The organism is Bradyrhizobium zhengyangense (assembly GCF_022012435.1).
GTDB classification, from domain to species: Bacteria; Pseudomonadota; Alphaproteobacteria; order Rhizobiales; family Xanthobacteraceae; genus Bradyrhizobium; species Bradyrhizobium zhengyangense.
Genome location: NZ_JAKLUA010000001.1, coordinates 1,604,938 through 1,618,896, shown reverse-complemented (window position 1 = coordinate 1,618,896; position 13,959 = coordinate 1,604,938). Strand labels below are relative to the sequence as shown.

The window sequence follows — 13,959 nt, the reverse complement described above, 5'->3', positions numbered from 1 at the left end:
CATGCTCGACTTCCTCGAACTGGAGGAGACGGTCGGCCGTGCCTGGCACCGGATGGTCGGCGGCACCGCAAGCTATCCAGTCCACGATGATGATGCGGTCTCGCTCAGCGAGGTGAGGGGCCGGATCGCGGTCATGTTCCGCGCGCTCGGCGGAGAAACGGGCGTGCAGATCGCGAGCGCCGGTGCGCGCAAGTCCGGGCATCGGCTCGGCTGGCGGCAACGCATCGGCCTCGGCGATGAGCGTCTGGAGCAGCCGGGCCGCGACGCCGCAACCATCTTCCTGCCCGATCGCATCGCGATCTTTGCCGACCGCGCGCTGAACGCCGTGCTCTATCGCTGGCTCGCTGTATGGTTCGCCGCCGCGCCGGTCGAGGTGATTGCGGAGGACGATCTGCTGCGGCGGGATCTTCTGGTGCTGCGTCGGGCGAGCGAGACGGCTGTCTGGGTGCTCACGCAATTTCCCGGGCTCATCGCCGACTATGCGCAACTCGCCGCGGCAACCGCGGCTGCCCGGCCGAAGCGCCCCCTGCCGCGCGTCGAGCAGGAGGTCGAGCAGATCGTGCTGGCCCTGCTCGGGGCCGGAAAGGCACCCGCAGGCAGATTGTGGCCGGCGATGATGGGAACTGGCCCGCTGCCGGACAAAGCGCCGCCGGGCTATCGTTCAATTCTGCCGTGTCCGCTCTGGGGCGATTGCTGGACGCGCGAGCTCTCGCCCGTGCATTCCGGAGACGACGAGTGCGCAGCTGCCTCGGAGGCCGCAACCCAGGACAATCGCAGGCGCTTTGCCGTGCGCGAACGCGAGGACAATACCACCCGCCGCGATCCCTTCGTGCTCAACCGCTTCGAGAAGATCCTGGCGATGGCCGAGATGGTCAACGTCGACCGTCCGGACGACGATAACGACGACGAGGACGCGCAAAAGGCTGCCGACGACCTCGAGGAAATCATGCTCAGCCGCCGCAGCGGCAAGCCGGCAAGCCGCTTCAAATTCGATCTCGACCTGCCGCCGGAAGCGCTTGATGCGTTGCCATTGAGCGCTGACTTGACCTATCCCGAATGGGATTATCGCAGCGGATCCTATCTGCCCGATCATTGCCGCGTGCTCGCGGGGACGGCCTCCGAGCAAGGCGAAAGCTGGGCGCCGGATGATGCCATGCGCCGGCGCGTCCGCCAGGTGCGTCGCCATTTCGAAGTGTTGCGGCCGCGTCATGAATTGTTGCGCGCCCAGACCGACGGATACGACCTCGATCTCGATGCGCTCGTGCGCGCGCGGTGCGACCTGCGTGCGGGCAGCAGCAATGGTGGTATGGATCGCGTCCACATGGCGATGCGACCGCAGGGCCATGATCTCGCCGTTACGCTGCTCGTCGACGTCTCGCTATCGACGGATGCCTGGGTCGACGGGTACCGCGTGCTCGACGTTGAGAAGGAGGCACTCCTGGTGCTCGCCCATGGGCTGTCGGCCTGCGGCGACCACCACAGCATTCTCACCTTCACTTCGCGCCGTCGCAATTGGGTGCGGCTCGAGACGGTCAAGGCCTTTGGCGAGCCGATGAGCGGGACAGTGGAGCGCCGCATCGGCGCACTGAAGCCCGGCTATTACACCCGGATCGGCGCCGCGGTGCGCCATGCCTCGGCCGAGTTAGCCCGTCAGCCGCAGCGCAAGAAGTTGCTGCTCGTCCTCACCGACGGCAAGCCGAACGACGTCGACCACTATGAGGGGCGCTTTGCGCTCGAGGATACCCGCAAATCCGTGCAGGAAGCGCGCCGGCTTGGCAGCTCTGTTTTCGGCGTGACGGTGGATGCCACGGCACAATCTTATTTCCCGACGCTGTTCGGCCGTGGCGGCTACGCCATCGTCGGCAACATCAGGCGGCTGCCCGCCGCGCTGCCGGCAATCTACCGGCAGGTGGTGTCCTGAGGTCGCAGGACAACCATCGAGGCATCATGTTCCCTCTGTGAACTATTGCTCATCTATTGGGTATATGATCGAATGACCGGATGGACCTGGGCCGCCCAAAACCCGATCTGATCATCTTCGATTGCGACGGCGTGCTCGTCGACAGTGAGCTGCTGAGCTGTCGCTGCCTGTCCGAGGTGCTGGCGGAGTTCGGCCTTCAGCTCAGTGTGGAGCAGGCGCTCCAGCTCTTTCTCGGACGCAGCACGAGGGCGATCGAGCAGCATTATCGCGACCTCGGCCAAGTTCTGCCCAGCGAATTCCTCCTCCGACTGAAGGCGCGCGTGCTTGAGACGTTTGCCGAGGCACTGCAGCCGATCCCCGGCGTCGGCACAGTGCTGTCCGAATTGAAGACGCCAAGCTGTGTCGCTTCGTCGAGCGACCTCGACCGGGTCTCGCTGTCGCTGGATGTTACCGGTCTCGCGCCGCATTTCAGTGACCGGCTGTACACCGCGCAGATGGTCAGGCACGGCAAGCCGGCTCCGGATCTCTTTCTCCATGCGGCGGGCAAGATGCAGGCCAGCCCTTCTCGCACGCTGGTAATCGAGGACAGTGTCAGCGGCGTCCAGGCCGCCAAGGCAGCCGGGATGATGGTCTGGGGATTTGTCGGCGGTGCCCATTATCGGAGCCGCGACGGTCGCGCTATATTGTCCGCCGCCGGGGCCGATCGGGTCTTCGCGCAGATGAGCGATTTCTAGGGGGCGTGAGGCCGCATGGCCGCCGAGAACGAAAAATCCAGGCTCGACGACGCCGCGCGCGCCGGCTGGCTCTATTTCATTGCCGGCCACACCCAGGACGAGATCGCAAAGATGCTTCAGGTGTCGCGCGCCTCGGCGCAGCGGCTGGTCTCGCTGTGCCTCGCCGAGCGTCTGATTACCTTCCGGCTCGAACATCCGATCGCGGCCTGCATGGAGCTGGCGGCGCGCCTGAAGGAGCGCTTTGATCTCGGCCACTGCGAGGTCGTGCCTACAGATCTAGCCGCGCCGCAGTCCAACGCCGGCATTGCCGAGCGTTGTGCCAATCTGCTCGATGCGACGCTGCGCTCGGAGACGCCCGTGATCGTTGCGCTCGGCACGGGGCGGGCAGTGCGCGCCGCGGTCGAGCGCGTCACCCCGATCGACCGGCCCAACCACCAGATTGTTTCGCTGGTCGGCAACATCTCCGCCGACGGCTCGGCGAGCTTCTACGACACCGTCGGCCGGCTCGCCGACCGCACCGGCGCACGGCACTATCCGATGCCGCTGCCGTTCCTGATGTCGTCGGAGGACGAGCGCAATAAGATGGTTCGCATCGAGCCGATCGCGAAGGTCAAGGCGGTCGCCGCCAAGGCGGATCTGCGTCTCGTCGGTATCGGCCAGATGGACCAGAAGGCTCAGGTCCATGTCGATGGTTTCGTCACGCGCGATGAATTGTTCGAGATGATGCGGCAGGGCGCGATCGGCGAGATCACCGGCTGGGCCTATGATTCCAAGGGCCGCCTGCTCAAGGCCGGCACCAACAAGCGCCTCACCAGTATCCCGCCGGAGGTGCCGGCGAAGACCACGACCATCGGAGCGGCGGTCGGTGCGGCCAAAGTGTCCGCGATCGCAGCGGCGCTGAACGGGCGCCTGATCAACGGCCTGATCACGGACGAGGCCACCGCAAGGGCGATTCTGGAGCGGTAGGGCGCCCGATCTCGCTACTTGCGCCGCTGTCATCGTCCGCGAAAGCGGACGATCCAGTACGCCGCGGCCCCCCTTAAGGCAAACCAGCCGATTGACGGAGTACTGGATGCCCCGCTTTCGCGGGGCATGATGGGGAAGGTTTGTCGCACCGCAACACTCATAAGTTGCCAAAACGCCCGCGGGCCTGCTTGACAAGCGCGGCACCTCAGCCGAACATACGCCCAACGCGTGGGCATATGCTCAACACGCGAGTTGAGGGAGGACACCGTGAAACGATTTCTGGGCGCCGTCTGCGGCGCGTCCGTACTGCTTGCCGTCCCTGCGATGGCCGAAACGACCCTGACGATCGCCACCGTCAACAATGGCGACATGATCCGCATGCAGGGGCTGACCGGTGAATTCACCAAGGCAAACCCTGATATCTCAGTGAAATGGGTGACGCTGGAGGAGAACGTGCTGCGCCAGCGGGTCACCACCGATATCGCCACCAAGGGCGGCCAATTCGACGTGCTGACCATAGGCACCTACGAGGTGCCGATCTGGGCCAAGAAGGGCTGGCTGGTGCCGCTCGCCAATCTCGGCGCCGATTATGACGTTGCCGACCTCCTGCCCAAGATCAGGGACGCGGTCTCCGTCGACGGCAAGCTCTATGCCGCGCCATTCTACGGCGAGAGCTCGATGGTGATGTACCGCACCGATCTTTTCGACAAGGCCGGCCTGAAGATGCCGGAAAAGCCGACCTGGGATTTCATCATCGATGCCGCCAAGAAGCTCACCGACAAGAACGGTGGTGTCTACGGCATCTGCCTGCGCGGCAAGGCCGGCTGGGGCGAGAACATGGCGTTCCTCTCGGCAATGGCCAATTCATATGGCGCGCGCTGGTTCGACGAGAAATGGGAGCCGCAGTTCAACACGCCGGAATGGAAGACCACGCTCACGACCTACGTCAATCTGATGAAGGACGCCGGCCCTCCCGGCGCGAGTTCGAACGGTTTTAACGAGAACCTCGCGCTGTTCAACGCCGGCAAGTGCGGCATGTGGATCGACGCGACGGTCGCGGCGTCCTTCGTCACCAACCCGAAGGACTCGAAGGTTGCGGACAAGGTCGGCTTTGCGCTGGCGCCCAACACCGGGCTCGGCAAGAACGCCAATTGGCTGTGGGCTTGGAGTCTGGCTATTCCCGCAGGCTCCAAGAAGGCCGACGCCGCCGAGAAGTTCATCGCCTGGGCAACGAGCAAGGACTACACCAAGCTCGTGGCCTCGAAGGAGGGCTGGGCCAACGTGCCGCCGGGTACGCGTACCTCGCTCTACCAGAACCCCGAGTATGTGAAGGCGGCGCCCTTCGCCAAGATGACCCTGGCCTCGATCGACGCTGCCGACCCGAACAAGCCGACCGTGAAGCCGGTGCCCTATGTCGGCGTGCAATATGCCGCGATCCCCGAATTCCAGGGCATCGGCACGCAAGTCGGGCAGCAGTTCTCGGCTGCGCTTGCGGGATCGATGACGGTCGACGCGGCGTTGGCTGCGGCCCAATCTGCCACCGAGCGCGAGATGAAGCGCGCCGGTTACATCAAGTGAACCCGAGCTCTCCCTGAGCTCAAACTTGCGGCCATCCACTCCTTGCGCGATGGATGGCCGCCTTCTTCCCGAAGTTTTATTTTGACGCGTTTTCTTTCCGCGAAGCCGCCGCCACTTCGCTCGAAAGCGCTCTGAGGGAGATCCCGAGGATGGCAACCCGGCAGACGCAGTTTCTTGCGCGATCGCTCCTGACCCCGGCCGTCGGACTGCTCTTCATCTGGATGATCGTTCCGCTCGCGCTGACGATCTATTTCTCGACGCTGCATTACAGCCTGCTCGATCCCGGTTCGGAATCGTTCGTCGGGCTTGAAAACTTCCGCTACTTCCTCACCGATCCGGCCTTTCTCGCCTCGCTCCAGAACACGCTGGTGCTGGTCGGCTCGGTGCTGGCGCTGACGATCCTGCTCGGGATTCCCCTGGCGCTGCTGATGGACCAGCCTGTGGTCGGTCGCAACTTCGTGCGCCTGATGGTGATCGCGCCGTTCTTCGTGATGCCGACGGTGAGCGCGCTGGTCTGGAAGAACCTGTTGATGCATCCGGTCTCCGGCCTGTTCGCCTGGCTCGCAAAACTGGTCGGGCTGATGCCGGTTGACTGGTTCAACGACGTGCCGCTGTTCTCGGTGATCCTGATCGTGGCTTGGCAATGGCTGCCGTTTGCGACGCTGATTCTGCTGACCGCGCTGCAATCGCTCGACGAAGAGCAGAAGGAAGCGGCCGAGATGGATGGTGCCAGCGCCATCTCGACCTTCATCTACATCACGTTGCCGCATCTGGCCCGCCCGATCACCGTGGTGATCCTGATCGAGACCATCTTCCTACTGACGGTGTTTGCCGAAATCTTCGTCACCACCGGCGGCGGACCGGGCCTGCAAACCACCAATATCGCCTTCCTGATCTATTCGCAGGCGCTGATCCAGTTCGACGTCGGCAGCGCCTCGGCGGGCGGCCTCGTCGCGGTGGTCATCGCCAATATCGTCGCCTTCTTCCTGGTCCGCATCGTCGGCCGCAACCTGGAAGCCTGAAATCATGGCGCGCAAGTCAACAACGCAGCGGGTGGTGATCTCGACGATCGGGGCGTGGTTCTTCGGCTTTCTGATCTTCTTCCCGATCTTGTGGATGGTGCTGGCGAGCTTCAAGACCGAGCTGGAAGCCTTCGCGATCCCGCCATCCTTCCTGTTCTTCCATTGGACCACGGAAAACTATGCGACCGTGCAGGAGCGCAGCGACTATTTCCACCATGCGATGAACTCGATCATCATCGCCGGCGGCTCGACGCTGATTGCGCTCCTGATCGCAGTCCCCGCTGCCTGGTCGATGGCGTTCTCGCCGACCAAGCGTACCAAGGACATCCTGCTCTGGATGCTTTCGACCAAGATGATGCCGCCGGTCGGCGTGCTGGTGCCGATCTACCTGATCTACAAGACCTTTGGCTTGCTCGATTCCCGCATCGGCCTCGTCTTCATCCTCTGCCTCGGCAATTTGCCGATCGTGATCTGGATGCTGTTCACCTATTTCAAGGAAATCCCGCGCGACATCCTGGAAGCCGCGCGCATGGACGGCGCTACGATCGGCCGCGAGCTCATCTACGTGCTGACGCCGATGGCGATCCCGGGGTTGGCCTCGACCATGCTACTCAATCTTATCCTGGCCTGGAACGAAGCGTTCTGGACGCTCAACCTGTCCACTTCGGAGGCCGCACCGCTGACGGTGTTCATTGCCTCCTATTCAAGTCCGGAAGGATTGTTCTGGGCAAAGCTGTCGGCGGCCTCGACGCTGGCGATCGCGCCCATTCTCGTCCTCGGTTGGTTCAGCCAGAAGCAGCTCGTGCGCGGGCTCACCTTCGGCGCGGTGAAATAAAGGGGCTGCCGGATCATGGGTCAGATCACACTTCAGGGCGTGCAGAAATCCTTCGGCCCCGTGCATATCATCAAGGGCGCCGATCTCGACATCGCCGACGGCTCCTTCGTCGTCTTCGTCGGCCCATCCGGCTGTGGCAAGACCACGCTGCTGCGGCTGATCGCCGGCCTCGAGGACGTCACCGGCGGCGCCATCCTGATTGACGGCAAGAACGTCGTCGACACGCCGCCGGCCAAGCGCGGGCTGTCGATGGTGTTCCAGTCCTACGCGCTCTATCCGCACATGAGCGTGCGCGGCAATATCGGCTTCGGCCTGAAGATGGCAGGTTTGCGCAAGGACGAGATCAACCGCAAGGTCGAGGCGGCCGCTGCGACGCTGAACCTGACGCCTTATCTTGACCGCAAGCCGCGCGAGCTTTCCGGCGGCCAGCGCCAGCGCGTTGCGATCGGACGCGCCATCGTCCGCGAGCCCAAGGGGTTCCTGTTCGACGAGCCGCTCTCCAATCTCGACGCCGCGCTGCGCGTGCAGATGCGCATCGAGGTGACGCGGCTGCAGAAGCAGCTCGGCACCACGGCGATCTACGTGACGCACGACCAGGTCGAGGCGATGACCATGGCCGACAAGATCGTCGTGCTCAACGCCGGCAAGATCGAGCAATATGGCTCGCCGCTGGAGCTCTATGAGCGGCCTGCCAATCTTTTCGTTGCCGGCTTCATCGGCTCGCCCAAGATGAATTTTGTCACCGGCGACAGTGCCGCGCAGAGGGGCGCCGCTACGATCGGCGTACGGCCGGAGCATCTCAAGATCGAGCGCGACGGCGGTGGCGGCTGGCAGGGCACGATCGCGGTCGCCGAGCACCTCGGCAGCGACACATTTCTTTATGTCGATGCCGGGCCGCTCGGGATGCTGACCGCGCGCTACATCGGCGAATTGAGCCTGCATGCCGGCGACCGCGTGTCGCTGGTGCCGGACCCCGCGCGCATCCACCGCTTCGACGCGAGCGACAATGCGATCAGGAACTGACAAGAAACGGGAATACGACCATGTACCTGGAAAAATTCAAGCTGAGCGGCAAGACCGCGTTCATCACCGGCGGAGGGCAGGGCATTGGGCTCGCCTGCGCGGAAGCGCTGGCCGAGGCCGGCGCCAAGGTGATCATCGGCGACCGCGATAGCAAGGTCGCTGGCGACGCCAGGGCCAGCCTGAAGGCGAAGGGTTTTGACGTCGAGACCGCCATCATGGACGTCACCGATACCAAGCGCGTCGCGGAGGTGGCGAACGATCTCGTCGCCCGGCACGGCAAGGTCGACGTCCTCGTCAACAACGCCGGCATTGCGCGTAGCGAAACCCCGGCCGAGACCGTGACCGACGAGCACTGGCTCAACGTCATCGACGTCAACCTTAACGGCACCTTCTGGTGCTGCCGCGAGTTCGGCAAGCACATGCTCAAGGTCAAGCGCGGCGCCATCGTCAATGTCGGATCGATGTCCGGCTTCATCGTCAACAAGCCGCAGGAGCAGTGCTTCTACAATGCCTCCAAGGCCGGCGTGCACCATCTGACCAAGTCGCTGGCCGCTGAATGGGGCGCGCGCGGCATCCGCGTCAATGCGGTCGCGCCGACCTACATTGACACGCCGCTCAACGCCTTCGTGAAGAGCACCCCGAAAATGTACGACGCCTGGATCGGTGGAACCCCGATGGCGCGGATGGGGCAGGTCGAGGAGATCGCCTCGGTCGTCCTGTTCCTGGCATCCGAGGCCGCGAGCCTGATGACCGGCAGCATCGTGCTGGTGGATGGCGGCTACACTTGCTGGTAGGCTTGCCGTCAAAACTGACGGAAGCCACCGGGAGCGACAATGCCGCGAGCGTATATCGGCGTCGATGTAGGGACCACGAGCACGCGGGCAGGGGTGTTTGACGAGGCGGGAACGCTGCTTGCGACCGCCAAGCACCCGATTCGGATCTGGCATGAGGCCGGCGACATCGTCGAGCAGTCGTCTCAGGACATCTGGGAGGCCTGTGTCAAATCTGTGCGGGCGGCGATGGCGGAGGCGGCCATCGCACCCGACAGTGTCGGCGGTATCGGTTTCGACGCGACCTGTTCCCTGGTGGTGCTCGACCGCGAGGGCGAGCCGGTCACGGTCAGTGCCTCCGGCGAAAAGCAGCGTAACGTCATTGTCTGGATGGATCATCGTGCCGTCGCCGAAGCGCGTCTTATCAACCAGACCGCCGATGATGTGCTGCGTTACGTGGGCGGCTCCATCTCACCCGAGATGGAAATGCCTAAGCTGTTGTGGCTCAAGCGTCATCTGCGCGCGAGCTTCGATGCCGCCGGGCATTTCTTCGATCTGGCAGACTATCTGACTTGGCGCGCGACCGGATCGCTCCAGCGCTCGACCTGCACCGTCACCTGCAAATGGAACTATCTCGCGCATGACGGCGGCGGCTGGAGCGCGCCGTTCTTCAAGCGTATCGGCCTCTCCGACTTCGTTAACGAAAGATACGCCCGCATCGGCACCGAGATCGTCGCCCCCGGCACGCGGCTCGGCGCCGGCCTCACCCGCGCGGCTGCCGCCGATCTCGGCCTGCCACCGGGGATTCCGGTCGGCGCCTCCCTGATCGACGCCCATGCCGGCGGCATCGGCGCGATTGGCGGACGCGACGGACCGGGCGGAACGACTGACGTCACCGATCGCATGGCCTACATCATGGGAACGTCGGCCTGCATCATGGCGACGACGAAGGAGCCGTGCTTCGTCCCTGGCGTCTGGGGTCCCTACTACTCCGGCATGGTGCCGAACTTCTGGCTCAACGAGGGCGGCCAATCGGCCGCGGGCGCGGCGATCGACCATCTGCTCAAATCGCATCCAGGCCACGCCGAGGCGAGTGTGGCGGCGCGCAGCGAGGGCGTTGACCTCATCGAGTTCCTCGAGCGCCGCATCATCGCGCGCGCCGGCGATGCCAGCCGCGCAGCGCTGCTCGCCCGCGACGTTCACGTGCTCCCCGAATTTATCGGTAACCGCTCGCCTTACGCCGATCCCGATACACGCGCCGTGATCGCCGGCCTCGATCTCGACACCGATGTCGGCTCGATGGAGCGGTTATTCGTCGCCGGCCTGTGCGGACTCGCTTATGGGCTCGCCGAGGTGATCGAAGCCTTTGCCGCGCATGGCGTTCATGCCGGCATCATGATCATGGGCGGCGGCGCTAGCCGCAGCCCATTGGTGCGGCAGATCATGGCTGATACCACTGGCCTCACCGTCGCGTTGCCGCAAACCAGGGAGCCGGTGCTCTTGGGCGCCGCGATGCTCGGTGCAGTCGCCGGCGGCGCCTATGCCTCGATTGGCGAGACCATGGCAAAGATGTCGGCGCTGGGACGTAAGAGCGAACCGACTGCGCCCGACATGGCCGCATTTCACATCAGGAAGCGTGAAGTGTACAAGCTGCTGCGCGAGGTCGATCGCGGCAGCCGGGCGGTGATGCGCGACATCGCCAGAAGTTAGAAGGACGCGTTGAGAGACATGCTGATTTCTTGCGGCGATGCACTGATCGATTTTGTGCCAACGAAAAATGCCGACGGCCGCGAAGCGGTGATGCCAGCGGTCGGCGGCTCCTGTCTCAACGTCGCGATCGGGATCGCGCGGCTCGGCGCCCCGACCGGTTTTGTCGGTGGCATCTCGAACGACATGTTCGGGCGTATGATCGCCGACCATGCGGCCGGGTCGAATGTCGAGCTTGGTTTCGCCACGCGCAGCGATCACCAGACCACTCTCGCTTTTGTCCGCATCGTCGCCGGCGAGTCGCACTATGCCTTCTACGACGCCGAGACCGCGACGCGGAATTGGACGTTTCGGCGCGCGACCATTCCGTTCGACACGGTGGAAGCTGTTCATGTCGGCTCAACCACGCTTGTCAACGATCGGGGCGCCGCCGAGACCAAAGCTTTAATTGCGGACGCGAGGGCGACGTCGACGATCTCCTTCGATCCGAACTGCCGGCCCAATCTGGTCAAGGATAAACCGGCCTATCTCGCCCGCATGGCGGAGTTCGCAGGCAGCGCCGATCTCATCAAGATGTCGGATGTCGACTTCTCCTATCTCTTCGGCGAGGAGCCGTATCAGCAGCGCGCGGGCGCGATGCTGGGGCAGGGCCCGAGCCTTGTCGTCATCACCCGCGGCAACAACGGCGCTATCGCCTGGCATGCGAAGACGGGTCAGATCGAGGTCGAGGCGCCGAAGGTCGTGGTCGCCGATACCATCGGCGCCGGTGACAGCTTTCAAGCCGCATTGCTGTTCGCGCTGTACAAACAGGGCCGTCTCGCCAGACAGCAACTCAAGGACATCAGCACCGACGAGCTTCGTCGGGCGTTGTCCTTTGCCGCCAGGTGCGCCGGCCTGACCTGCACCCGTCCGGGCGCCGATCCGCCCTGGAGCCACGAGATCAGCTGGAGTTGATTAGTCCGCGTTACAGGCGCGCGACGACCTTCTCCGCACATTTCAGAAACCTTGGGATCAGCGGGCTCTGCGAATCCCGCCGCCAGCACGCGGCGATGTCGATGGTATCTGTGGCATCGCGCAGCGGCCGGAACACAATGCCGCGCGGCGCGCCGAGCTTGGCGCAGGCCGGCAGGATCGCAAGACCTTCACCGGCGAGAACCAGACTCATTGCCGAATTCACCGTCTCTACCCGGCTTGCGATCGGCATTACGATTTGATGCCGCCGGAGCAGGGCTGCGACTGCGGAGGAGGCGGGATCGCGCTCCGGCGGCGGCAGCGCAATCAGCGGACGGCCCTGCAATCGTGCCATCGGCACGGCGCCGATCCGCGCAAGCGGCGAGCGGTTCGGCAGCGCAAGCATGAAGCGCTGGGCACCGATCCGTGCAACCTGGATTTCGGGATGGTGGATCGCTGGCATGCACAGTGCGACCGTGGCGCTGCGATCCAGTAGCCGCGCCTCGCGCGTCGATGCGGTGAGGTCGACGAAGTCGAGATCGACGCCGGGCATGGATCGCCGCAACTCCGGGATCAGCCGCGGCAGCACAGCGTTGGCCAGCACGAACATGTAACCCACCGAGATCCTGCCGCGTCGGCCGGCCGCGACCGCGCGCGCGGCTTCGATGCCGTCGGCCGCAAGCGCCAGCGCCTCGCCGGCCCGCGTCAGCAGGGCCTGGCCCGCCTCTGTCAGGTCCATGCCGCGCGTGCCGCGGTGGAATAGCGGCGCGCCGATTTCGGCTTCGAGCTTGCGGATCTGGACCGAGAGTGGCGGCTGCGCCATCCGCAGCCGTTCAGCGGCCTTGCCGACGCTGCGCGCCTCGGCCACGGCGACGAAATAGCGGAGCCGGCGAAGATCCATAGGCATACCGAAATCGTATGGGTTGACCACCAAAAACGTATTGGACCTCGAGTTAACAAAACTGTCATTCTCAATGTCAATGCATTGGGCCAACGGCGGTCCGCTTCGGAGCATGATGTGACGATGAACGGCGATCCCTGCCTGCTGTCCGCAAGCGAATTGCGTCCGCTGATTGCGAATAAGCAGATTTCCCCCGTCGAGGTCGCCCGCGCCGTGCTTGCGCGCGCCGAGGCGCTCCAGCCCAAGTTGAACTGCTTCATCACGCTATGCGGCGACGAAGCGATGGAAGCAGCCCGCCAGGCCGAGCGCAAGGTCATGTCAGGCGAGCCGCTTGGCCTGCTTCATGGTATCCCTGTTACTGTCAAGGACATCGTCAACACCAAGGGCGTGAAGACCACCTTCGGCGCTGTTCCTTACAAAGACAATGTGCCCGCCGAGGATGCCGTCGCGGTGGCAAAGCTGCGCAGCGAAGGCGCGATCTTGGTCGGCAAGACGACGACGCCAGAGTTCGGCAGCAAGTGCCTGACCGATTCCCCCCTGTTCGGCCGCACCCGCAACGCCTGGAGCGCGGAGCGCTCGTCCGGCGGCTCCAGCGGCGGCGCGGCTGTGGCGGTCGCGAGTGGCATCGCGCCCTTGGCGATCGCGACCGATGGCGGCGGCTCGACGCGGATTCCCGCCGCCTGCAACGGCGTGGTCGGCCTGAAGCAGAGCAACGGCGTGATCGCGCACAGCCAGGCGCTGGACGTGTTCAGTAACCAGACCTATGTCACGCCGACCACGCACACGGTCGCCGACACCGCCCTGATGATGCAGGCGATGGCCGGTGAGGATGCTTGCGATCCCTGGTCGATCGGCATGCCCGCGCCCGATTTCATCGGCTCCGCTGCCCCGCGCGGCGATTTGCGCGGACAGAAGATCCTGTTCTGCGCTTCGCCGCCCGGACGTCCAGTATCCATCGATGTCGCCGCCGCCTTCAAGGCCAGCCTCGACCGACTCGCTGGCCTCGGGGCTGAACTTGAGGAATTCTCCGGCGCGGGCTTTGATATCGAGCCGATCTGGCGTGCCATCAACCACACGGTCTGGCGCACGCGTTTCGCCAAGCTCGTGGCCGAGCATGGCGAAGTGCTCAGCGAGGCCTTCGTCAGGCAGGTCGCACTTGCCACCAATGTCAGCGGCGTCGCCTATCAGGAGGCGATGTTCGCGCGCACGGCGCTGTTCCGCCGGGTGCAATCCCTGCTTGCGCGCGGGCATCTGCTGGCGATGCCGACGATCACCCGCACCGCGCTGCCGATCGACCAGGACCTGTTCGGCAAAATCGAGATCGATGGGGTGCAATTTGACAGCGTCCGGCCGCACTGGTTCCCCTGGACCATGCCGTTCAACATGACCGGCCACCCAGCGATCAGTCTGCCCTGCGGCTTCGGCCGCGACGGGCTGCCGATCGGGCTTCAGCTCGTCGGCCGCTTCCGGGACGATGCGGAATTGCTGCGGGCGAGCGCGCTGTTCGAGGCCTCGCACGATCTTCTCGCCCGCCGGCCGAAATGACGGCAT

12 protein-coding genes are annotated in these 13,959 nt (G+C 64.5%); 11 read left to right on the top strand and 1 reads right to left on the bottom strand.

Annotation, left to right across the window (positions count from 1 at the left end; all coding sequences use genetic code 11):
• The first annotated feature begins 1 nt into the window (after position 1).
• The 10 genes from L6637_RS07675 to L6637_RS07630 all read left to right on the top strand — a co-directional run bounded on the left by L6637_RS07675 (position 2) and on the right by L6637_RS07630 (position 11,510).
• Positions 2 to 1,921 carry a nitric oxide reductase activation protein NorD gene (locus L6637_RS07675; RefSeq protein WP_237869841.1) on the top strand — a complete coding sequence of 640 codons (1,920 nt, stop codon included), beginning with the start codon at positions 2 to 4 and terminating at the stop codon, positions 1,919 to 1,921.
• An 80-nt stretch (positions 1,922 to 2,001) separates the two neighbouring features.
• The gene (locus L6637_RS07670; protein WP_237859166.1) at positions 2,002 to 2,655 is read left to right on the top strand and encodes an HAD family hydrolase; all 654 of its coding nucleotides are present in this window, start codon (positions 2,002 to 2,004) and stop codon (positions 2,653 to 2,655) included.
• Positions 2,656 to 2,670: 15 nt separating this feature from the next.
• Positions 2,671 to 3,621, top strand: a complete 951-nt coding sequence (locus L6637_RS07665) for a sugar-binding transcriptional regulator (RefSeq protein WP_237869839.1) — start codon at positions 2,671 to 2,673, stop codon at positions 3,619 to 3,621.
• 324 nt (positions 3,622 to 3,945) lie between these two features.
• The gene (locus L6637_RS07660; protein ID WP_237859450.1) at positions 3,946 to 5,199 is read left to right on the top strand and encodes an ABC transporter substrate-binding protein; all 1,254 of its coding nucleotides are present in this window, start codon (positions 3,946 to 3,948) and stop codon (positions 5,197 to 5,199) included.
• A 149-nt stretch (positions 5,200 to 5,348) separates the two neighbouring features.
• Positions 5,349 to 6,221 carry a carbohydrate ABC transporter permease gene (locus L6637_RS07655; RefSeq protein WP_237869837.1) on the top strand — a complete coding sequence of 291 codons (873 nt, stop codon included), beginning with the start codon at positions 5,349 to 5,351 and terminating at the stop codon, positions 6,219 to 6,221.
• A gap of 4 nt (positions 6,222 to 6,225) precedes the next feature.
• The gene (locus L6637_RS07650) at positions 6,226 to 7,056 is read left to right on the top strand and encodes a carbohydrate ABC transporter permease (RefSeq protein ID WP_237859162.1); all 831 of its coding nucleotides are present in this window, start codon (positions 6,226 to 6,228) and stop codon (positions 7,054 to 7,056) included.
• A gap of 15 nt (positions 7,057 to 7,071) precedes the next feature.
• Positions 7,072 to 8,079: an ABC transporter ATP-binding protein gene (locus L6637_RS07645; RefSeq protein ID WP_237869835.1), complete on the top strand. Its 1,008-nt coding sequence runs from the start codon at positions 7,072 to 7,074 to the stop codon at positions 8,077 to 8,079.
• 20 nt (positions 8,080 to 8,099) lie between these two features.
• Positions 8,100 to 8,873 carry an SDR family NAD(P)-dependent oxidoreductase gene (locus L6637_RS07640; protein WP_237859160.1) on the top strand — a complete coding sequence of 258 codons (774 nt, stop codon included), beginning with the start codon at positions 8,100 to 8,102 and terminating at the stop codon, positions 8,871 to 8,873.
• 39 nt (positions 8,874 to 8,912) lie between these two features.
• Entirely contained in the window at positions 8,913 to 10,559 is a 1,647-nt protein-coding gene (locus L6637_RS07635) for an FGGY-family carbohydrate kinase (RefSeq protein WP_237859159.1), read from the top strand.
• A gap of 18 nt (positions 10,560 to 10,577) precedes the next feature.
• Entirely contained in the window at positions 10,578 to 11,510 is a 933-nt protein-coding gene (locus L6637_RS07630; RefSeq protein WP_237869833.1) for a carbohydrate kinase family protein, read from the top strand.
• 10 nt (positions 11,511 to 11,520) lie between these two features.
• Here the strand turns inward: L6637_RS07630 and L6637_RS07625 are convergent, their stop codons facing one another.
• Positions 11,521 to 12,408: a LysR family transcriptional regulator gene (locus tag L6637_RS07625; RefSeq protein WP_237859448.1), complete on the bottom strand. Its 888-nt coding sequence runs from the start codon at positions 12,406 to 12,408 to the stop codon at positions 11,521 to 11,523.
• Between the two features lie 123 nt (positions 12,409 to 12,531).
• Between L6637_RS07625 and L6637_RS07620 the strand changes: the two genes are divergently transcribed.
• A complete protein-coding gene (locus L6637_RS07620; RefSeq protein WP_237870031.1) occupies positions 12,532 to 13,953 on the top strand; it encodes an amidase in 1,422 nt (473 codons plus the stop codon).
• Positions 13,954 to 13,959 lie beyond the last annotated feature (6 nt).